Below are 19445 nucleotides of genomic sequence, written 5' to 3' on the forward strand. Positions count from 1 at the left end.
CCAGGAGGGTTTTAAGTGGCAAAGAAATCTAAAATTGCTAAAGAAAAAAAGCGGCAGCAGCTTGTATTGAAATATGCTGAATTAAGGAAAGAGTTAAAAGAAAAAGGTGACTATGAAGCTTTGCGGAAATTACCTAGAGACTCTTCCCCTACCCGCTTAAAGAACCGCTGTGAATTAACTGGACGTCCGAGAGGTTACTTACGAAAATTCAAAATGTCTAGAATTGCTTTTCGTGAGCTCGCTTATAAGGGCCACATTCCAGGAGTGAAAAAATCGAGCTGGTAAAGATTGAGTTGATCTTATCACAGCTGCCATAAAAGTAAAGTAGCAAAAAATGTTGAAAAATCTATTTTCTTGTCCTATCTCAATCTTTTTGAAGGACAAAATATCATTTTAAAAACCAGCAGAGTTTCTGCTGGTTTTTTATCATGACTGAATTCATAAGATGAATAGACCTATTTCCAAAAAAGGATTTTCTATAATCATTATGACTTTTTCTCTTCTTTTCAAAAATACATGATCATGATACTTTGTTGTCACTACCCACCGATGTATGACATTTCAACTTTTTTCTGATCTTTCTTCTGCTCTCTCTCGGCTGAATATTGATCATGCCTATTCGACCATAGTTCCTTCAAAATATTCTTTATATCTTCATTATCTTTTGACGAACGAATCAACTGTTTCAAGTCAAAGCCCGATGATGCAAAAAGACATGTAAACAATTCACCACGCGCAGAAAGTCTTGCCCTGTTACATGTTCCACAAAAAGCATCTGAAACAGAAGAAATAATGCCTATTTCTCCTGAACCATCTTGATAAAAGAATCGGCTTGCTACTTCACCTGGATATTGAGGGGGTTCTGGTTTGATAGGAAATGTTGAACCAATTAGATCAATGATCTCTTTCTTTGTCATGACATGTTTCAGGTTCCATTTATTCGTATTTCCAACATCCATAAACTCAATAAATCTGAGAACATGTCCTTCTTTTTTAAAGTAAGCTGCCATTGGTAGAACATCCTGATCATTCACACCTTTTTGAACAACCATATTGATCTTAATAGCAAGTCCAGCCTTTTTTGCAGCCTCAATGCCATCAAACACTTTTTGGATAGAAATATTCCTTCCGTTCATTTGTTGAAAACGGTCAGGATTTAATGAATCCAAACTAATGGTGACTCTCTGAAGACCTGCTTTCTTTAACTTATCAGCATATAAAGGTAAAAGCGTTCCATTGGTTGTCATAGCAATGTCTTCGATTCCTGGAATATTTGAGAGCTTTTCTATTAAAACAGGCAAATCTTTTCGCATTAAAGGCTCTCCACCAGTGATGCGTATTTTCACTACACCTAAATCCTGTGCAAAAAGGGTAGCAAGCCGTTCAATCTCTTCGAAACTAAGCAATTCTTCTTTATTCAAAAAAGGGTAATCTGTTCCAAAAATTTCAGCAGGCATACAGTACGTACATCTAAAGTTACAGCGATCTGTTACTGATATTCTTAAATCGCGCAATGGTCGATGTCTCTTATCTAAAATACTGACCATACTTTGCCTCCTATTCTGTAATACGCTGATGGTGAGTGTAGATATTAAAAGATTCTCCTCTGACGAATCCAACTGTGGTGATATTTAATTCTTCTGCCATTTTAAGTGCCAATTCAGTAGGTGCTGATTTTGAGATGACGATAGACACACCTAGTTTTGCTGCCTTCAATAGAACCTCTGACGATATTCGGCCACTAAATACAAGGATCTTATCTCTGAGTGGAATTCGATGAAGTAAACAGTATCCATAGATCTTATCTAAAGCATTATGTCTTCCTATATCAGTTCTAGTGATGAATAGCTTCTCTGTGTCACACAGTCCAGCATTATGCACACCACCAGTATGCTGAAATAATTGACTTTCTTCTTGTAAACATTTCATTAGATGCATACAGGTTTCAGCAGAAATATTGATTTGATCAATGGCTGTTTTAGCCGTTTTCACATCTTGGAGAAAATAAAAGTGTCTCCCTTTTCCGCAGCAAGATCCAATCACTCGCCTTGTGAAATCTGACGACTGAAATCCACTTGAGTGAATTAAATCAACATAAGCAAAGCCCATGCTTTCATCTATTGTAAACCTTTTAATCTCATTTTCAAATCGAATGACCCCTTCAGATGCTAAAAAACCGATAACCAATTCTTTCAAATGATCTGGGGAACAAACAAGTGTTACAAATTCCTCTCCATTCACCATCACAGTTAAAGGAAATTCTTCTACAACTTCATCTGTTTTGCAAGTAAATTGGCCTTCACGGTATTGGTGTATGACTCGTTTCTTTTTAACAGAAGGATTCATTGTATGATCTTCCTTTCAGCACAAATTTAGTTATATGAACCAATTAAATTGTGATATTATTTTAAAAAGTCATAAAAATGTAACATATTTTCTATCTTAACAAACTTTTTGACTGCTTTATATGGGGGGAACAAAATGAACAAATCGAAAAATCGCTGGCTCATTGCAACAAGTGCTGTGGGAATTCATTTATCTATTGGGTCTGTTTATGCTTGGAGTGTTTTTACGAATCCTTTACATCAAGCCTTTCAGTGGTCATTGACAGAAATAAGCTTAACCTTCAGCATTGCTATTTTATTTTTAGGATTATCTGCTGCGTTCATGGGACACTTCGTTGAAAGGTATGGCCCAAGAGCATCCGGGCTCTTTTCAGCTATTTTCTTTGGTATCGGAATGACAGGATCAGGGTTCGCTGTCCACATGTCTTCGCTTCCTCTCCTCTATTTATTTTATGGTGTACTTGCTGGGATAGGATTAGGGGTAGGTTACATTGCACCTGTATCAACTTTAGTGAAATGGTTTCCGGATCGAAGAGGACTTGCAACTGGCTTAGCTATTATGGGATTTGGATTTGCTTCTCTTATTTGCAGCCCAATTATTCAATATCTCATTGAAAAAGTGGATATCGCAAATACCTTTTACATTCTTGGGGTTTCTTATTTTATGATCATGGTGCTTTCATCTCTTTATTTATCACCACCAACTCCTGATGATGTCAAAAAATTTGACGTACTGAATACAAATCAAAGAAAAATCCCTCAGGATTTATCACAGCTTACAGCAAACGAAGCGATCAAAACACGACGTTTTTATTACCTGTGGCTAATGCTTTTTATTAATATCACGTGCGGAATTGCCATTATTTCAGTAGCATCTCCTCTTGCTCAAGAAAGTGTTGGATTCACTGCAGGTGCTGCAGCTACCCTTGTTGGCATTTTAGGTGCTTTTAATGGTTTAGGGCGGATTGGCTGGGCTTCCTTCTCAGATTATATCGGAAGGCCGAATACGTATACAATTTTCTTTAGTATCCAGCTCATTGCTTTTCCCTTACTCCCCTATTTAAAAGATCCGCTCGTCTTTTCAATCGTGATGGCGATCATTTATACGTGCTATGGAGGAGGATTTGCCTCAATTCCAGCCTATATTGGGGATTTATTTGGCACGAAACAACTTGGTGCTATACACGGTTATATTTTGACCGCATGGGCCGCTGCTGGTTTGGCTGGACCTTTATTTTCATCCTTTATTCGAGATATAACAGGTAACTACACGCAAAGTCTGATGGTGTTCTCTGGCTTATTTTTCATTGCTTTTATCATATCTCTTCTCATACGAAAAGATATTCAGCAGTTGAGGGAAACAAACCTTACTGCTGCTTCCTCAGCCCGACCTTAATTTGAATTTGACAGAATCACAATCTAAAGGTAATTTTTAGATATGAAAACGCTTTACAAAGTAATAGGAGGGTGATGATATCATGGGGAAAACAAAACACAAGGGGCCTATTAAACTTAATAAAAAACCCTCACCAAAACTATGGGCCTCTTTTGCGCCTATGGGACTTGGAAAAGTAAAACCGAAACATATTCGAGACACGATGAAAGTGGCATGGGAGAACAAAGATAATCTCCCCTATGCATATCGTATTTTAACGCAGGGCGTGTGTGACGGCTGTGCCCTTGGTGTTTCAGGATTATATGATCAAACGCTCGCAGGACCTCATATATGCACCACAAGACTAAATGTACTTCGTCTTAATACAATGCCAGCTATTGAACCCAAATGGTTCGAGGATATTCAACAGCTCAAACAAATGGACAGCACCTCTCTTCGCAAACTTGGTCGTATTCCGTATCCACTGATTCGAAAAAAAGGTGAAAATGCCTTTACTCGTATTTCCTGGGATGATGCATTAGATCAAATCGCTGCTAAAATCAAATCAATTGATAAGCGGCACCTCGCTTTCTATTTAACGGCTCGAGGTATTACAAATGAAGTCTATTATACTGCTGCGAAGGCAGCACGATTTATCGGGACAAATCATATTGATAATGCTTCTCGTATTTGCCATTCACCGAGCAAAACCGCTCTTAAACGCTCCCTTGGCATAGGAGCCTCCAGCTGTAATTACAGCGATTGGATTGGAACCGATGTATTAATTTTCTGGGGATCTGTCGCTGCAAACAATCAGCCAGTTTCTACTAAATATATGTACGCGGCTAAAAAGAAAGGAACCAAAATTATCGTCATCAATCCGTATAAAGAGCCTGCCATGGAAAAGTATTGGGTTCCTTCAATTCCAGAAAGTGCTTTATTCGGCACAAAAATTGCAGATGATTTCTATCAAGTCAATATAGGCGGCGATATTGCGTTTATGAATGGCGTCATCAAACATTGGTTTGACATGGAACAACATGCCCCCCATTCTGCTCTTGATCATGAATTTATTCAAGCCCATACAACTGGCATACAGGATTTAAAGCAGCATGTCGAACAGTTGAAGTGGGAGGATCTTGAAGCATCATCAGGCTTGTCGAAAGAAAGAATGAAGGAATTTGCAACCCTTCTTGCAAATGCCAATTCAGGTGTTTTTATTTGGAGTATGGGTCTTACCCAGCACCGATTTGCAACTGATAATATCTCACAGGTTGCCAACCTTGCCATGTTACGCGGATTTATTGGCAGGAAACATTGTGGTGTCATGCCGATTCGTGGGCATAGCGGTGTCCAAGGTTCTGGGGAAATGGGTGCCGACCCATTCGTTTTGCCCGGCAGCGATTTTGATGAAGAGAATATTGAAAGAATCGAAAAGGTCTGGGGATTTGACATTCCGAAATGGCATGGTGACACCGTTGGGCAATCGTTTGAGAAAATGGCTTTGCCAAAAGAACATCCACAAAAACTGAAAATGCTGTTTACAAGCGGTGGAAACTTTTTAGAAACGATGCCAAATCCAGATGCGATTGAAAAAGCTTTATCTGAGCTTGAACTACGTGTCCATCAAGACATTATTTTGAACACCTCCACGCTCGTAGATGCAGAAGAATCGGTGATTGTTCTGCCTGCTATGACAAGGTATGAGCAGCCAGGCGGCGGAACATCAACTAGTACAGAACGCATGGTATATTTCAGTCCAGAAATTGAAGGACCTCGAATTGAGGAAGCGAGAGCAGAATGGGACATTTATATTGATCTTGCAAAAAGAGTCCGGCCTGAAGATGCTGAGTTGATTCATTTCGAAACAGCAGAAGACATTCGCCGTGAAATTGCGGTCGCCAATCGAAACTATGATGGCATCCAGCACTTGCGTCATAAAGGAGACGTTTTTCAATGGGGTGGCGCATGGCTTTGTGAAGACGGAGAATGTCCAACACCAGACGGCAAAGGCCATCTTCTTCCTGCCCAGCTGCCTCAATACAGGAAAACCGAAGGACATTTTAATATCACAACAAGAAGAGGAAAACAATTCAACTCCATGATCTATAGTGAAAAGGATGCCTTTAATGGCGGAAAACGTCATTCTATCTTGATGAATGACGAAGATGCAAAAGAACTTTATGTTCAAGAAGGTGATCCAGTTGTATTGTTTAACCAATATGGATCCTATCAAGGAGTGGCTCAATTCGGAGAGTTGAAACGTGGCAATATCGCTGTTTATTGGCCTGAAGGGAATGTTTTAATTCCTAAAGGGGTCTATGAAAGCTACTCACAGATTCCTGAATATAATACGACTGCCATATTAGAAAAAGCCGAGACCTTTCATGCAAGAAAAGATCAGCACTACGTCGAAAAACGAATTGATGAATTAGAAACCACTTTGAATTGATCTTCAACTGAAAAAAGCTGGGGATACCCAATCCCCAGCTCCCATTTACATCCTACTGACCAAAAGCGCTCGCTTCGTTTTGTAGAATATGATTCAATTCTTCAGCATTCGCAGCCGGTTGATATTGTCCACCACCTGCTTTAGCAACAGACTGTAGACTTTTTGCTTCTTTTTCATTCACGTCAAAGCCGATGATATTGACGATGGTATCAATTCCGTCTTCATGTAATTCTTTTGCTGCTTGTGAAGGACTTCCGCCACAAGTTTCTTCACCATCACTGACGACATAGACAATATTTTTCCCTTCAGCCTGATGATCTTCAAAATCTTGTTTCGTATCTGTTAATGCTTTTGCAAGCGGCGTCCAGCCAGTTGGCTTATACACATTCAGTGCTTGCTGAAATGGTGAAGACTCATATGATCCAAATCCATAAACAGCTTCAGAGCTTCCACAAGAAACTGCTTTTCCTGCATTTTTATTGGTTCCTTCATGACCAAACACACGAAGCAGTACTTGAGTATCTTCTGATAAAATACTTGCGAAGCTTTGAATAGAACGTTTGGCGATATCAATTTTCTTTTCGCCTTCAACTGTTTGTGCCATGCTTCCGCTTAAATCGAGTAATATCACCACATGGGCTGGCTCCTGTTTCTGTGTTACAGCATGGGCTGGCGAAGAAAGTAGCAGGACAAGACTAGCCAAAATGGTTAATACGATATTGCGCTTCATTCATAAAAACCTCCCTTTTTACATTCGTACAGAAAAAGAGAAACGAAAGTATACATCAATCGTTTCCCTTTAGTTCAGCAAGTTATTCGTGTAATTTTAACGATTCTGCTGACAAGATAGAACCCATTTCTTTACCAGTGCTTGCCTGATAGTAATGGCCTTTACCAGCTTTGGCTACTTGCTTCAATTGACCTTCATAGCCATCGTTAAAGTCTAATCCGATCACATTAACAACAGTTGATCCTTTTGAGTTATGCAATTCTTTTGCTACTTTTACTGGATCTCCGCCACAAGTTTCTTCACCATCAGTGATTAGGTATACAATATGTTTTGTGCCTTTGTTAAGCTGCTCATCCGCTTGCTTTGCATTTTCAAGAGCACGTGCAATTGGTGTCCAACCATTTGGTCCAAGTCCGTTTAAAGAGTTTTCAAAGCTTTCTTTTTCGTAAGGCTGTACGCCATAAACGCCTCTAATGACTTCACATGATTGAGCTTTACCTGAATTTTTGTTGTTTCCTTCAGAGCCAAACAAGCTCATACGAATTTTAGCGTCTTTTGGAAGTGACTGAGCAAATTTAAATACTTCTTCTTTTGCGAGATCAAATTTGCGTTCTCCCTCTACTTTTCTTGCCATGCTTCCACTTGCATCAAGTAAGATTGTGACTCTTACATCTTTGTTATGTTTTTTGACTGTAGATGCTTCTGCAAATACTGGTGAAGAGATTGACATAGATAATGTCAATACAGCTAAGGTTACGAGAGTAAATACTTTTTTCAACATAATTTTCCTTCCTCCTTATGTATTTGATTGAAACACCTTAATCGTAAATTATTCTTTCTTGGAATGGTATAGGACTCGGTCCCTTTTTCTCTTTCATCAAAATCACTAAAATTCTGTCAGATGTCTAGATATTTTCACCTAACACATCATTTTCCCTCTTGTTTTCTCCTTCTTTCGAGGGGCTTTGTATCGGTCATCAGTTCTTGTCGGGACATAAATGTTTAAGATTTCCTGAGGTGCGTCATAAGTCGCAATTTGACACATTCTGTTCAAACCTCTTGAAACACAAAAAAAGATACCCCATTTCTGAGGCACCTTTGCTTTATTTTTTCGCCATATATGTGTTGAGAAAACGATCCGCCGATTCAATTTGAATCCCTTTATAATAATGTTTCACGATGGCATCTACTTTTTTACCCGACTGCGCCATATAATGGGCACCATACTGACTCATTCCTACACCATGGCCATACCCTTTTGTCGTAATGACAATTTGCTGGCCCTGTCGTTCCCATGTAAAGTCGGCTGAATGAAGCCCTAATGATTCTCGAATGTCTCTGCCTGTCAGTGTTTTACCGTTGATCACGGCTTTCGCTACTTGATTTCCTGGTGTCCGTTCTTCAATCTGTCCTACTTGATTCTGCTGGGTGAGCGTCACACCTAATTTTTGCTGAAATTCACTAACTGAGATGGTTTTCTTATTTTGAAATTTTGGCGATTTTTCGTCCCATTTACTTGAGACACTTTTCAAATAGGGGATTGCGTTTTTCCAATAAGCTTCAGCATTCTCCGTTTTTCCGTTACTTGTTGAAAAGAATAAGGCATCAATTGGTTTCTCGTCATAAGTCAACACTTTTCCTTGTGTGCTAGCGACAGCTTCTGTGACTTTTTTCAACTTCCAATTGTACGCTTTCCCCCAAATTTTCTTGAGTTCCTGCTTGTTTTTATACACTTGGAACATTTGGGTATCATCTACAAGAGAGCCCTTGGGTGATTTGACGGTCTTATCGATGATCATTTGTCTGACAATATACGTTCTTGCGGCGAGTGCCTGTGCCTTGAGTGCTTCCATTTCAAAATCAGCTGGCATTTCAGACGCTACAACACCGATGACATACTCTTCTAAGGGGATGTTTTCTACCTGTTGATGCGCTGAACGATAGACGGGGATGGCGACGGGTGATTGCTTCAATTGAACTGTACCCTTCACTTCTTTTTTAACTGATGGCTCCGCAGCTACATGCTGGCTTGCCTCCGACTTCCCTTGAAACGTCGGCAACACAAGTAAAGTGGGAATCATTAAAATGATGATGCATATTCCTGCAATTGTCCATATCATTGGTTTCATATTTGGCTGCCCCCATTTATCTTTGAATCTCTTTTATCTTATGGGCAGGGACAAGCTAATATGACAGGTTCTTTCATTCAATGGACAAGTCTTTTGATGAAAGGATGACGCTGTTTATCGATTGATTTTACTGTTCGTCTTTATGAATAAAATATAAGATGGTTGGATACACTAATGATAAGCTTTTATAAATAAACCATTCTATGATTCTAAAAAAAATCAGCATGCCTCATGGACACACTGATTTCTTTATGATTACGCGTTCAGATCTGATACAACTTGTTCTTGTGTCACATCTGCTGCTTCATCGTTTACTCTTTCAATATCTGCACCAATTGCTGCAAGCTTTTGGTGGAAGTTCACATAACCACGGTCGATATGCTTCAACTCGGTGACACGTGTATGACCTTCTGCCACTAATCCAGCAAGTACAAGTGCTGCTCCTGCTCTTAAATCAGTCGCTGATACTTCAGCACCTTGAAGTTGAACCGGCCCGTTGATAATCACAGAGCGTCCCTCAATTTTAATATCGCCATTCATGCGGCGGAATTCTTCAGCATGCATAAAGCGGTTTTCAAACACCGTTTCTGTGATCATGCTTGTTCCGTTCGCACGAAGCAATAGCGCCATCATCTGAGACTGCATATCCGTTGGGAAACCAGGATGCGGCATTGTTTTTAGATCGATTGGCTTGAGCTCAGATGGTCCAATGACTCTTAAACCTTCTTCTTCTTCAATGATCTGAATACCCATTTCTTCCATTTTTGCAACAAGTGAAGTCATGTGTTCTGGCACAGCGCCTTTTACAAGAACATTTCCTTGTGTAATAGCTGCTGCCACCATGAAAGTACCTGCTTCAATTCTGTCAGGGATGATGTTGTGTTTTGCACCGTGAAGTGTTTCCACACCTTCGATTTTGATTGTACCAGTACCAGCTCCGCGAACCTTACCGCCCATGGCATTGATGTAGTTTGCCAAATCAACAATTTCAGGTTCTTTTGCTACGTTTTCTAAAATCGTTGTTCCTTCAGCTAATGCTGCTGCCATGATGATGTTTTCAGTTGCACCTACACTTGGGAAATCCAAATAGATTTTTGCACCTTTTAAACGGCCGTTTACTTCAGCCTCGATGAAACCATTTCCTACTTGAATTTTAGCTCCCATTGCTTCAAAGCCTTTTAAATGCTGGTCAATTGGTCTAGAACCAATTGCACAACCTCCAGGTAATGCAACTCTTGCATGACCTGTTCTTGCTAAAAGTGGTCCCATGACAAGCACAGATGCTCGCATTTTACGGACGTACTCAAACGGAGCCTCAGTTGCTAGTGCATGAGATGCATCTACTGATACTTCGTTATTTTCAAATTGTACTTCTGCTCCTAAATGACGTAACACTTCATTGATTGTATATACATCGGAGAGCGTAGGTACATCACAAATTACGCTTTTTTCTGTACTTGCTAACAAAGATGCAGCGATAACTGGTAAAACGGCATTTTTTGCGCCTTCTACTTTAACTGTGCCGTTTAACTTTTGACCGCCGCGGACGATGATTTTTTCCAAGGTCTTCCCCTCCGCGTCCCAAATTCTCTATATTAATATTCAGTCGTTACGATTGGTGTGCCAACCGTAATCGTATGATTTTCGTTCATTTCCGAACTTCTGATGGCAATTTGAACATTCATTTTATCATTTGAAGTCATAATGAACTGTTCCCACTTATCTGTGTAAGCGGAAAGCGACACAAAATTAGACTCAACGAGATACTCAACTGGTTTTGCTTGAAATTCATTTGCTAACGTTTCAGCTTTTTTTTGCAAAACAACATCCATCATACCATTTACATGACCATCGAGACAAGTAAAAATCACAAATTTTTCTTGTAATATGCTTTTTGCATGACGTACGAACTGATCATATGTATGTTCCCAGGTATTCAGTGGGCGAGCACCTTTTTGCTCATATAATAAATACGACTTTTGATTGGATTTTGTGTCGGTCTTCACGAGTAAAATTTTCGATAATGTATCATTTTTTTCATCTTTGTAAATTCCTGTGACTTTGGAGACATGTTTCTCTTTTTTTTCGGTCCACTCATACTGTCGTAGTTCGTCTTTCAAACGTTTCACTTTTTTTGAAAATTGTTCGGATGAAATGTCTACATTTGTTTTGGCGTGAAGGGTCCATCCATCAACTTTGATTTGCTGGTTTTTTAGACCTTCAGCTATTTGGGCAAGCGGAGATGATTCTTCCGCACGAACACCTTGAATCATCAGAACAAAAAAAAGAATAAACGCAAATAATGGCCAACCTTTTAAATACTTTTTCACTTGTCATTCCCCCTTGCTACAAGTGTTGCCGCAAGGAGGTCTATGCATACGTGGAAAAGTCATCAAAGGCCATACTTTTGACACTTCTTTTTACGTTCCCGCATAAGGGAGTGACCAAACCTTTTATGCTAGAACATATAAGGAATTTGTTTGGAGAAATTTAAATAATCAAGGAAGAAATTGCTGACCGCAGATGCGATGGCAATGGTAATCAGCATCATCAGCAACCTTGCTTGAACGATTTTCCCTTTTTTAATCAGTGGATCAATATTTACGCCAAGCAATGCCCACCATGTAATCGCAATAAAAAATAGGTGGATCACAATACTCACAATTGCTTGTTGTCCTACGTCTTCCATACAGTTGAATCCTCCTTTTATTTATTTCTGTAAAGGAAAACTCCCTTTCATTATATCCTCGAAAATCGGAAAGATGAGTCATTTGGAAAAAAGAGCTACATTTAGTGTGAATCCCCTCTTATGCTGGTGCCAAGGAGATGATATACTGCGTGTGGAAGGAGCTGAACACATTGAAAGATTCTTTTCCTGACTTTGTTGATTTGTACGGAGAATTGGTTCCCTCATTTGATCATGAATGGGAGGCCATTGCTTTCTACTTTGATTATAGACAGACACAGCTAGAAGAATTAGCGCAATTGTGTCATTTTCATAACATTTCTTTGGATTACTCTGAGGAAAGCCTGTATCAATTAGAATCACTATACTTTGATGCATTTACCAAGCAGTTGTTTGCTGAGTGGAAAATGCCAATAGATGCACTAGAAGCGATGTTGAGTGTGTATATGGGAGAGGTTATCATCCATCATCATTCAGATGCTGACTGGGTTGTGCGGCCTTATATGGACTCTCCGCATCAATATACGCTTGGCCTACGCCGGCACAATAAAACGTGGCATAGTACGCAGTTTTGCGAGCACTTATATCTTGAAAAACAGGATTCTCATCCGTATGTGTCGATGTATCAATCTCTCATGTCATTCTAAAAAAAATCCTTCTTATCAATGTGATAAGAAGGATTTTCTGTTTTATTTCCCTGCTACATTTAAACGGTTTAACGCCCGTTTTAATGCGAGTTCCGCCCGGCGTACATCACTTTCATTCGGGTGGTTCAAATGCTCTTCAGCACGCTGTTTCGCTGATTTAGCACGATCGACATCAACTTTGTCTGATGTTTCAGCGGCCTGAGCAAGAATCGTTACTTGTTCAGGGCGAACTTCAACAAATCCGCCACTTACTGCAACCAATTCAGTTGATCCACTATGTTTTAAGCGAACTGCACCGATTTTTAGCGGAGCAACCATTGGAACGTGGCCAGCTAAAATACCAAGCTCACCGCTTTCTGCTCTGACACTGACCATTTCCACATCCGCTTGATACACTGGGCCGTCGGGAGTAACGATATTGACTTGAACGGTCTTCATGCTTTTACCCTCCTAAGGACCAGATTAGGCCTCTACACCCATCTCTTTGGCTTTTTCAACCACTTCTTCAATGCGTCCAACTAAGCGGAATGCATCTTCAGGAAGATGATCGTATTTACCAGATAAGATTTCCTTGAAGCCTTTAACAGTTTCTTTCAATGGCACATAAGAACCCTTTTGGCCAGTGAACTGCTCTGCTACGTGGAAGTTTTGAGATAGGAAGAATTGAACACGACGCGCTCTGTGTACCACAAGCTTATCGTCCTCAGATAATTCATCCATACCTAAAATGGCAATGATATCTTGTAGCTCTTTATAACGCTGCAATGTTTGTTGCACTTCACGTGCAATGGCATAATGCTCTTCGCCAACGATCTCAGGTGCAAGTGCACGAGATGTTGAAGCAAGAGGATCAACCGCTGGGTAAATACCCATTTCAGTCAGCTTACGCTCAAGGTTTGTCGTCGCATCAAGGTGAGCGAACGTTGTTGCTGGAGCTGGATCCGTATAGTCATCCGCAGGTACATAGATCGCTTGAATCGATGTAACAGATCCTACGTTTGTAGATGTGATACGCTCTTGCAGCTGACCCATTTCTGTTGCAAGTGTCGGCTGATAACCTACCGCTGAAGGCATACGTCCAAGAAGGGCTGATACTTCAGAACCTGCTTGTGTAAAACGATAGATGTTATCGATGAAGAACAATACATCTTGACCTTGTTCATCACGGAAATGCTCTGCCATTGTCAAACCAGTTAGAGCAACACGCATACGTGCACCAGGTGGCTCGTTCATTTGTCCGAAGACCATGGCTGTCTTTTCGATAACGCCAGAATCTTTCATTTCGTAGTAAAGGTCGTTTCCTTCACGTGTACGCTCTCCAACCCCAGCGAATACAGAAATACCGCCGTGTTCTTGCGCGATGTTGTTGATCAATTCTTGAATCAGAACGGTTTTACCTACACCAGCTCCACCGAATAGACCGATTTTTCCACCTTTGATATAAGGAGCAAGAAGGTCAACAACTTTGATACCTGTTTCAAGAATTTCAACTTCTGTAGAAAGTTGATCAAAAGAAGGCGCTTGTCTGTGGATTGGATCTCTTTGAGCTTCCACACCAAGTGGCTCATCTAAATCAATGTTATCTCCCAGTACGTTGAATACACGTCCAAGTGTAACATTCCCAACTGGTACTGAAATTGGTTTTCCAAGGTCTACAGCTTCCATACCGCGCTTCACACCGTCTGTTGAAGCCATTGCGATAGTTCTCACTGTATCGTCACCTAAATGTAGTGCTACTTCTAAAGTTAAGTCGATATCAACTTCACTTTCACTTTCCGCTTTATGCGAAACTCTGATCGCATTATAAATCTCAGGCAAGTGACCGTCTTCAAAACGAACGTCTACGACTGGTCCCATGATCTGACTGATGCGTCCTGTTTTCATTGCATTCCCTCCTGACAATTATTTCTATTCTAAGGCAGCTGCTCCGCCGACAATTTCTGTAATCTCTTGTGTAATCGCTGCTTGACGAGCACGGTTGTAAGAGAGTGTCAGGCTGTCGATCAATTCTTTTGCGTTGTCTGTTGCACTCTTCATTGCTGTCATCCTTGCAGCATGTTCACTTGCTTTGCTGTCAAGAAGCGCACCGAAAATCAAACTCTCTGCATATTGAGGAAGGAGAACTTCAAGAATTTCTTCTTCAGAAGGCTCAAACTCATAAGATGCTGAACGTTTATTTGGTGTCGCTGCGGCCGAAAGGTCCGTTAGCGGCAACAATTTCTTCTCTGTTACTTCTTGTGAAATGGCACTGACAAAGTGGTTGTAGAACATGTAAAGTTCGTCAAACGCTTCATCAGAGAACATTTGAACTGTACTGCTTGCTAATTCTTTAATATCAGCAAACGCTACTTCGTCTCCAAGCCCTGTTACTTCAGAAATAACTGGAATACCGCGCTTTTTGAAGAAGTCGCGTCCGATTTTACCAATGACAATCACCGCATATTCATCAGCGGATTGATGACGAGATTGAATGGTTTGGTAAGCGGCACGCAAAATCGAGCTGTTAAAAGGTCCTGCAAGCCCTCGATCAGATGTAATGACGAGATATCCTGTTTTCTTGACAGGTCTTGAAAGAAGCATTGGGTGCTTAGCACTTGTTCCAGTTGCGATTGCAGCAACCACTTCCTGGATTTTCTCCATGTAAGGAACAAAAGACTTCGCATTGTTTTCAGCACGATTCAATTTCGCAGCTGATACCATTTGCATCGCTTTTGTGATCTGACTCGATTTTTTTGTTGACGTGATCCTTGACTTTATATCGCGTAATGAGGCCAAAGATTTCACCACCTTTTTTTCAGGAATCCGTGTTCATTTACGTGAAAAGAGAGAAAAAGAGAATCTTTTTCTCTCGGAAAGATTACTAATTAGTTGCTTGGTGCAAACGTACGTTTAAAGCCTTCGATAGCTGCCTTCCACTCTTCATCAGCAGGCATGTTTCCTGTTTGAGAGATTGTGTCAAACAAATCTTTATGGTTTTCTTCAATGTACATGAATAACTCAGCTTCGAAACGTTTGACATCAGCAATAGCGACATCGTCTAAGTATCCTCTTGTGAGTGCATAAAGAATCGCTACTTGTTTTTCAACTTTAAGCGGTTTGTTCAAGTCTTGTTTTAAGACTTCAACTGTTCTAGCACCTCGGTTTAATTTCGATTGAGTCGCTTGGTCTAGATCAGATCCAAACTGAGCGAATGCTTCAAGCTCACGATAAGAAGCAAGATCCAGACGAAGTGTACCTGCTACCTTTTTCATCGCTTTGATTTGTGCAGAACCACCTACACGGGATACAGACAATCCTGCGTTTACCGCTGGACGTACGCCTGAGAAGAAGAGGTCAGATTGTAAGAAAATCTGTCCATCTGTGATTGAAATAACGTTTGTTGGGATATATGCAGAAATATCGCCAGCTTGCGTTTCTACGAAAGGCAATGCTGTGATAGAACCGCCACCCTTTTCATCACTAAGCTTCGCTGCACGCTCTAATAAACGAGAGTGAAGATAGAAAACATCACCAGGGAATGCCTCACGACCTGGAGGACGACGAAGCAATAGTGAAAGCTCACGGTATGCTGCCGCTTGTTTAGAAAGGTCATCATAGACAACAAGTACGTGCTTGCCGTTATACATGAATTCCTCACCCATCGTTACACCTGCATAAGGAGCAAGGTAAAGAAGCGGAGCTGGCTGTGATGCAGAAGCTGTGACAACGATTGTGTAATCAAGCGCACCATGCTTACGAAGTGTTTCAACAACACCACGAACCGTAGATTCTTTTTGTCCGATCGCTACATAAATACAGATCATGTCTTGATCTTTTTGGTTCAAGATCGTATCAATTGCAACAGATGTTTTACCTGTTTGACGGTCACCAATGATCAATTCACGCTGTCCACGTCCGATTGGAATCAAGGCATCAATAGCTTTAATCCCTGTTTGAAGCGGCTCATGTACAGATTTACGATCCATAACGCCTGGTGCTTCACTTTCAATTGGACGTGTTTTGCTTGTTAAAATTGGACCTAGTCCATCAACAGGCTGACCAAGTGGGTTCACAATACGTCCGATTAACTCTTCACCTACTGGAACCTCCATGATACGACCTGTACGTTTCACATCGTCACCTTCGCGGATATCTTTGTAAGGTCCTAAAATAACGATACCTACGTTAGACTCCTCAAGGTTTTGAGCCATACCCATTACACCGTTAGAGAACTCAACCAGCTCTCCTGCCATAATGTTGTCAAGGCCATGTACACGCGCGATACCGTCCCCTACTTGAATGACTGTACCGACATCTTTTACTTCAATTTCAGATTGATAGTTTTGGATTTGCTGCTTTATCAGCGCGCTAATCTCTTCAGCTTTGATACTCACTAAGGTTTCACCCCTTCTAACGATTTTCGCCTGCAAGCTGACGTTCAATGCGGGAAAGCTTTCCGCTGACACTGCCGTCATAAATGCGGTTTCCGATACGGATTTTCACTCCGCCTATTAGATCCTTGTCAATCACGTTTTCAACACGAAGTGATGTGACTCCGGCTTTTTTGGCAAATACTTCAGATAAAGATTGAATTTCAGCTCCGCTGAGCGGTTTGACTGAATAAACGATCGCATCGTCTATTTGTTTTGTGCGGTTTGCAAGTTTTACAAACTCGGACGTCATTTCAGAGAAAATATTTGTGCGTCCGCGGTCAATCAATAAATACATTGTGTGCAATACATGAGTAGAAACACCTTTGAAAGCTTCTGCAATCAAATGTTTCTTTTTGTCTGCCGTAATCTTCGGATGAACAAGGAAGTCATTCAGTTCTTGGTCAGCCTTTAGAACTTTTTTGATCTCATTCAGCTCTTTTTCAGTTTCGTCTACTGCCGAAGAAGCAAGAACGATGTCAAAAAGAGCAGAAGCGTAACGCTTAGAGACAATAGTCACGCTCATCGGCTTTCGCCTGCCTCTTTAAGATACTCTTGAATCAATTTCTCTTGTGCTTGCTCATCAAGTTCTTTTTCAATCACTTTAGATGCAATCAGCACAGATAGTGATGCAACCTGCTCACGCAGTGCAGCCACAGCTTGTTCTTTTTCTTTGACGATTTCAGTTCTAGCAGACTCTTTCAAGCGCTCTGATTCTTGACGCGCTGCTTGAATGATGTCTTCTTTTTGTTTCTCACCAATTTTTTTCGCATTTTCGATAAGTGTATGTGATTCTTCGCGTGCTTCTTTCAATAAGACACGTTGTTCTTCAAGAAGCTTTTCAGCTTGAACGTGCTTTTGTTCAGCACTTGAAATTTCATTTCCTATATAATCTTCACGCTGCTTCATAATACCTAATAAAGGTTTAAGCGCAAATTTCTTTAAAAGTGCAAGCAGGATGAGCATAGCGATAAGCTGGAATAACATATCCCCGGCGTTGAAACTTAAGCCACCTGCTCCTAAAACCACTGGTAACTGAGACATTTAGTACGGCAACTCCCTTCTTTAAATAATATGTTAAGAAACAAAACATAAAGGAATGGCGAAGTTTCGAACTAATCTGATCTTCGCCATTAAAATTCATATTAGAACGCTTCTCACATATTAACCAAAGAATGCCAAGAATGCGATAACGACAGCGATAATTGGAAGTGCCTCAACTAAAGCAACCCCGATGAACATAAGTGTTCTTAGTTCTCTACCAGCTTCTGGCTGACGAGCGATTCCTTCAACTGTTTTAGATACGATTAGACCGTTACCAATACCTGCTCCTAGTGCTCCTAAACCGATTGCAATTGCTGCTGCTATTAAATTCATTAAAAAGCTCCTCCTTTAAAATAACGTCCTTTTTGGACTCTCAATTTTTTAGTGTTCGTCGCTGACTTTATGGGAAATGTACACCATTGTCAGCATGGTGAAGATAAATGCCTGGATGGTTCCGACAAACAAACTGAATGCCTGCCATACAATCATCGGCACGATGGCACCTAATGTACCAACGATACCAAGCGCAATGTTTTGCGTGTAGAAATTGGTCGCAAGTCCTGCAAGTAACCCAAGAAGAATCTCTCCAGCGAAAATATTCCCATAAAGACGCAAACCAAGTGTTAACGTGTTTGCAAATTCTTCAATAAGTTTCAATGGCACTAAAAGGGGAATTGGTCTAAAGTAGTCTTTCGTATATTCCTTGACTCCTTTTGCCTTGACACCATAGTAGTGTGTCAATCCCATAACCATAATCGCCAGTGTCATTGTGATTGCAGGGTCTGCTGTTGGTGATTTCCACCACAAATTGTGATCGACCGAAATCGAGAATGGCAGTCCAAGCATGTTTGAAACAAATATGTACATGAGTAATGTAACGCCAAGCGCTAGAAATGGGGCTCCTGTTTTCATGTCCATCGAACTACCTATGATATTTCGAACAAAATCAACGATCCATTCCATGAAGTTCTGCGCCTTTGTCGGGCGGATAGACAGAACACGAGTAGTCAGCACCGCTATGAGAAGAACGATGATACTAGCAATCGTAATCATGAGAACATTGGATAAGTTGAACGTTAACCCTAAAAATTCTGTCGTTTTTGAACTGTGACCCAAAGAGTATTCACCTCTCTTCCATAGTAGAACGTTTAAGTTGAATGAAGGAATCTATCATAATGACAGGATATATTGTCATTAATCCTATAACAACACCTGCCAGATGAACTTCATTAGGGTAACGCCAAGCAATCGCTACTGCGAGAATCGCGTTGGCCCACCTGGCTGTACTTCCCATTGAACGAATGGATTTTCCTTTTTTAACCGCTCGATCAAAAGCGTGCATTCTCCGTATAAGTAGGAATAAATTAAAGAAAGCAAAAATTGTGCCGATAATGAAACCAAGAAACAGTGGTTTAAAACCAGGCATGGCATAGCCAAACACAAAAATTGCCAATAGATAGAACATGTATTTACTCTGTCTGCGGAAAATCGCGTTTGGATCGTTCATTCATCTGACTCCCGATGAAAAATATTGTAAAAAAGGTGATAAATGGTGATGAAAACTGCGTAGAAGACGCTTATGATAAGCCGCCCTGTTCGAAAAAAATCAATCACCCATCAGTCTAATT

At 40.6% G+C, this 19445-nt stretch carries 21 protein-coding genes; 4 read left to right on the plus strand and 17 right to left on the minus strand.

What is annotated here, in order from left to right; translation table 11 throughout:
* Positions 1-15 precede the first annotated feature (15 nt).
* Positions 16-285, plus strand: a complete 270-nt coding sequence (gene rpsN, locus C5695_RS18305; RefSeq protein WP_025093900.1) for a 30S ribosomal protein S14 — start codon at positions 16-18, stop codon at positions 283-285.
* Positions 286-539: 254 nt separating this feature from the next.
* Here rpsN and moaA read toward each other — a convergent pair whose 3' ends face one another.
* Together moaA and fdhD are read right to left on the minus strand one after the other, a co-directional pair.
* A complete protein-coding gene (moaA, locus tag C5695_RS18310; RefSeq protein WP_117732281.1) occupies positions 540-1547 on the minus strand; it encodes a GTP 3',8-cyclase MoaA in 1008 nt (335 codons plus the stop codon).
* Positions 1548-1557: 10 nt separating this feature from the next.
* Complete coding sequence (gene fdhD, locus C5695_RS18315; protein WP_117732283.1) at positions 1558-2346, minus strand: formate dehydrogenase accessory sulfurtransferase FdhD; 789 nt, start codon at positions 2344-2346, stop codon at positions 1558-1560.
* Positions 2347-2481: 135 nt separating this feature from the next.
* On the opposite strand from fdhD, the gene C5695_RS18320 reads away from it, so the two are divergent.
* Together C5695_RS18320 and C5695_RS18325 are read left to right on the plus strand one after the other, a co-directional pair.
* Complete coding sequence (locus C5695_RS18320; protein ID WP_117732285.1) at positions 2482-3741, plus strand: L-lactate MFS transporter; 1260 nt, start codon at positions 2482-2484, stop codon at positions 3739-3741.
* 82 nt (positions 3742-3823) lie between these two features.
* Positions 3824-6172, plus strand: coding sequence for an FdhF/YdeP family oxidoreductase (locus C5695_RS18325; protein WP_117732287.1), 2349 nt, complete (start codon positions 3824-3826; stop codon positions 6170-6172).
* A 52-nt stretch (positions 6173-6224) separates the two neighbouring features.
* On the opposite strand, the gene C5695_RS18330 is transcribed toward C5695_RS18325, so the two are convergent.
* From C5695_RS18330 to C5695_RS18355, 6 genes are all read right to left on the minus strand, one after another.
* Positions 6225-6902, minus strand: coding sequence for a VWA domain-containing protein (locus tag C5695_RS18330; RefSeq protein ID WP_117732289.1), 678 nt, complete (start codon positions 6900-6902; stop codon positions 6225-6227).
* Positions 6903-6984: 82 nt separating this feature from the next.
* A complete protein-coding gene (locus C5695_RS18335) occupies positions 6985-7683 on the minus strand; it encodes a VWA domain-containing protein (RefSeq protein WP_117732291.1) in 699 nt (232 codons plus the stop codon).
* A gap of 322 nt (positions 7684-8005) precedes the next feature.
* Positions 8006-9031, minus strand: coding sequence for a stage II sporulation protein D (spoIID, locus tag C5695_RS18340; protein WP_117732293.1), 1026 nt, complete (start codon positions 9029-9031; stop codon positions 8006-8008).
* Between the two features lie 255 nt (positions 9032-9286).
* Entirely contained in the window at positions 9287-10594 is a 1308-nt protein-coding gene (gene murA, locus C5695_RS18345) for a UDP-N-acetylglucosamine 1-carboxyvinyltransferase (protein WP_117732295.1), read from the minus strand.
* 32 nt (positions 10595-10626) lie between these two features.
* The gene (locus C5695_RS18350; protein ID WP_117732297.1) at positions 10627-11361 is read right to left on the minus strand and encodes a YwmB family TATA-box binding protein; all 735 of its coding nucleotides are present in this window, start codon (positions 11359-11361) and stop codon (positions 10627-10629) included.
* A gap of 128 nt (positions 11362-11489) precedes the next feature.
* Positions 11490-11720, minus strand: a complete 231-nt coding sequence (locus tag C5695_RS18355; RefSeq protein WP_117732299.1) for a DUF1146 family protein — start codon at positions 11718-11720, stop codon at positions 11490-11492.
* 137 nt (positions 11721-11857) lie between these two features.
* Between C5695_RS18355 and C5695_RS18360 the strand changes: the two genes are divergently transcribed.
* On the plus strand, positions 11858-12364 hold the full coding sequence (locus C5695_RS18360; RefSeq protein WP_410369218.1) for a hypothetical protein: 507 nt from the start codon (positions 11858-11860) through the stop codon (positions 12362-12364).
* A 42-nt stretch (positions 12365-12406) separates the two neighbouring features.
* Here C5695_RS18360 and C5695_RS18365 read toward each other — a convergent pair whose 3' ends face one another.
* The 9 genes from C5695_RS18365 to C5695_RS18405 form a co-directional block, all read right to left on the minus strand.
* Positions 12407-12802, minus strand: coding sequence for a F0F1 ATP synthase subunit epsilon (locus C5695_RS18365; protein WP_003214592.1), 396 nt, complete (start codon positions 12800-12802; stop codon positions 12407-12409).
* 24 nt (positions 12803-12826) lie between these two features.
* On the minus strand, positions 12827-14248 hold the full coding sequence (gene atpD / locus C5695_RS18370) for a F0F1 ATP synthase subunit beta (RefSeq protein ID WP_117732301.1): 1422 nt from the start codon (positions 14246-14248) through the stop codon (positions 12827-12829).
* Positions 14249-14272: 24 nt separating this feature from the next.
* Positions 14273-15139, minus strand: a complete 867-nt coding sequence (locus C5695_RS18375; RefSeq protein ID WP_024423727.1) for a F0F1 ATP synthase subunit gamma — start codon at positions 15137-15139, stop codon at positions 14273-14275.
* Between the two features lie 89 nt (positions 15140-15228).
* Positions 15229-16737: a F0F1 ATP synthase subunit alpha gene (gene atpA / locus C5695_RS18380; RefSeq protein WP_117732303.1), complete on the minus strand. Its 1509-nt coding sequence runs from the start codon at positions 16735-16737 to the stop codon at positions 15229-15231.
* A 16-nt stretch (positions 16738-16753) separates the two neighbouring features.
* Positions 16754-17299 carry a F0F1 ATP synthase subunit delta gene (locus C5695_RS18385; protein WP_012011549.1) on the minus strand — a complete coding sequence of 182 codons (546 nt, stop codon included), beginning with the start codon at positions 17297-17299 and terminating at the stop codon, positions 16754-16756.
* On the minus strand, positions 17296-17817 hold the full coding sequence (gene atpF, locus C5695_RS18390; protein WP_117732305.1) for a F0F1 ATP synthase subunit B: 522 nt from the start codon (positions 17815-17817) through the stop codon (positions 17296-17298). The genes C5695_RS18385 and atpF overlap by 4 nt, the downstream gene beginning before the upstream one ends.
* 120 nt (positions 17818-17937) lie before the next feature.
* Positions 17938-18150: a F0F1 ATP synthase subunit C gene (atpE, locus tag C5695_RS18395; protein ID WP_003214968.1), complete on the minus strand. Its 213-nt coding sequence runs from the start codon at positions 18148-18150 to the stop codon at positions 17938-17940.
* 48 nt (positions 18151-18198) lie between these two features.
* A complete protein-coding gene (gene atpB / locus C5695_RS18400) occupies positions 18199-18933 on the minus strand; it encodes a F0F1 ATP synthase subunit A (RefSeq protein WP_088003385.1) in 735 nt (244 codons plus the stop codon).
* A gap of 7 nt (positions 18934-18940) precedes the next feature.
* Entirely contained in the window at positions 18941-19324 is a 384-nt protein-coding gene (locus C5695_RS18405) for an ATP synthase subunit I (protein WP_024423731.1), read from the minus strand.
* Between the last annotated feature and the right edge of the window lie 121 nt (positions 19325-19445).

This window comes from Bacillus pumilus (genome assembly GCF_003431975.1).
Taxonomy (GTDB): Bacteria; Bacillota; Bacilli; order Bacillales; family Bacillaceae; genus Bacillus; species Bacillus pumilus_N.

What these genes read in the sequence shown, in the direction of transcription:
- C5695_RS18320 (WP_117732285.1), top strand. Translation starts at nt 2,482, where the DNA reads ATGAACAAATCGAAAAATCGCTGGCTCATTGCAACAAGTGCTGTGGGA.
- spoIID (WP_117732293.1), bottom strand. Translation starts at nt 9,031, where the DNA reads ATGAAACCAATGATATGGACAATTGCAGGAATATGCATCATCATTTTA.
- C5695_RS18325 (WP_117732287.1), top strand. Translation starts at nt 3,824, where the DNA reads ATGGGGAAAACAAAACACAAGGGGCCTATTAAACTTAATAAAAAACCC.
- fdhD (WP_117732283.1), bottom strand. Translation starts at nt 2,346, where the DNA reads ATGAATCCTTCTGTTAAAAAGAAACGAGTCATACACCAATACCGTGAA.
- C5695_RS18335 (WP_117732291.1), bottom strand. Translation starts at nt 7,683, where the DNA reads ATGTTGAAAAAAGTATTTACTCTCGTAACCTTAGCTGTATTGACATTA.
- C5695_RS18385 (WP_012011549.1), bottom strand. Translation starts at nt 17,299, where the DNA reads ATGAGCGTGACTATTGTCTCTAAGCGTTACGCTTCTGCTCTTTTTGAC.
- C5695_RS18330 (WP_117732289.1), bottom strand. Translation starts at nt 6,902, where the DNA reads ATGAAGCGCAATATCGTATTAACCATTTTGGCTAGTCTTGTCCTGCTA.
- C5695_RS18405 (WP_024423731.1), bottom strand. Translation starts at nt 19,324, where the DNA reads ATGAACGATCCAAACGCGATTTTCCGCAGACAGAGTAAATACATGTTC.
- atpD (WP_117732301.1), bottom strand. Translation starts at nt 14,248, where the DNA reads ATGAAAACAGGACGCATCAGTCAGATCATGGGACCAGTCGTAGACGTT.
- moaA (WP_117732281.1), bottom strand. Translation starts at nt 1,547, where the DNA reads ATGGTCAGTATTTTAGATAAGAGACATCGACCATTGCGCGATTTAAGA.
- atpF (WP_117732305.1), bottom strand. Translation starts at nt 17,817, where the DNA reads ATGTCTCAGTTACCAGTGGTTTTAGGAGCAGGTGGCTTAAGTTTCAAC.
- C5695_RS18365 (WP_003214592.1), bottom strand. Translation starts at nt 12,802, where the DNA reads ATGAAGACCGTTCAAGTCAATATCGTTACTCCCGACGGCCCAGTGTAT.
- atpE (WP_003214968.1), bottom strand. Translation starts at nt 18,150, where the DNA reads ATGAATTTAATAGCAGCAGCAATTGCAATCGGTTTAGGAGCACTAGGA.
- C5695_RS18360 (WP_410369218.1), top strand. Translation starts at nt 11,858, where the DNA reads ATGATATACTGCGTGTGGAAGGAGCTGAACACATTGAAAGATTCTTTT.
- C5695_RS18355 (WP_117732299.1), bottom strand. Translation starts at nt 11,720, where the DNA reads ATGGAAGACGTAGGACAACAAGCAATTGTGAGTATTGTGATCCACCTA.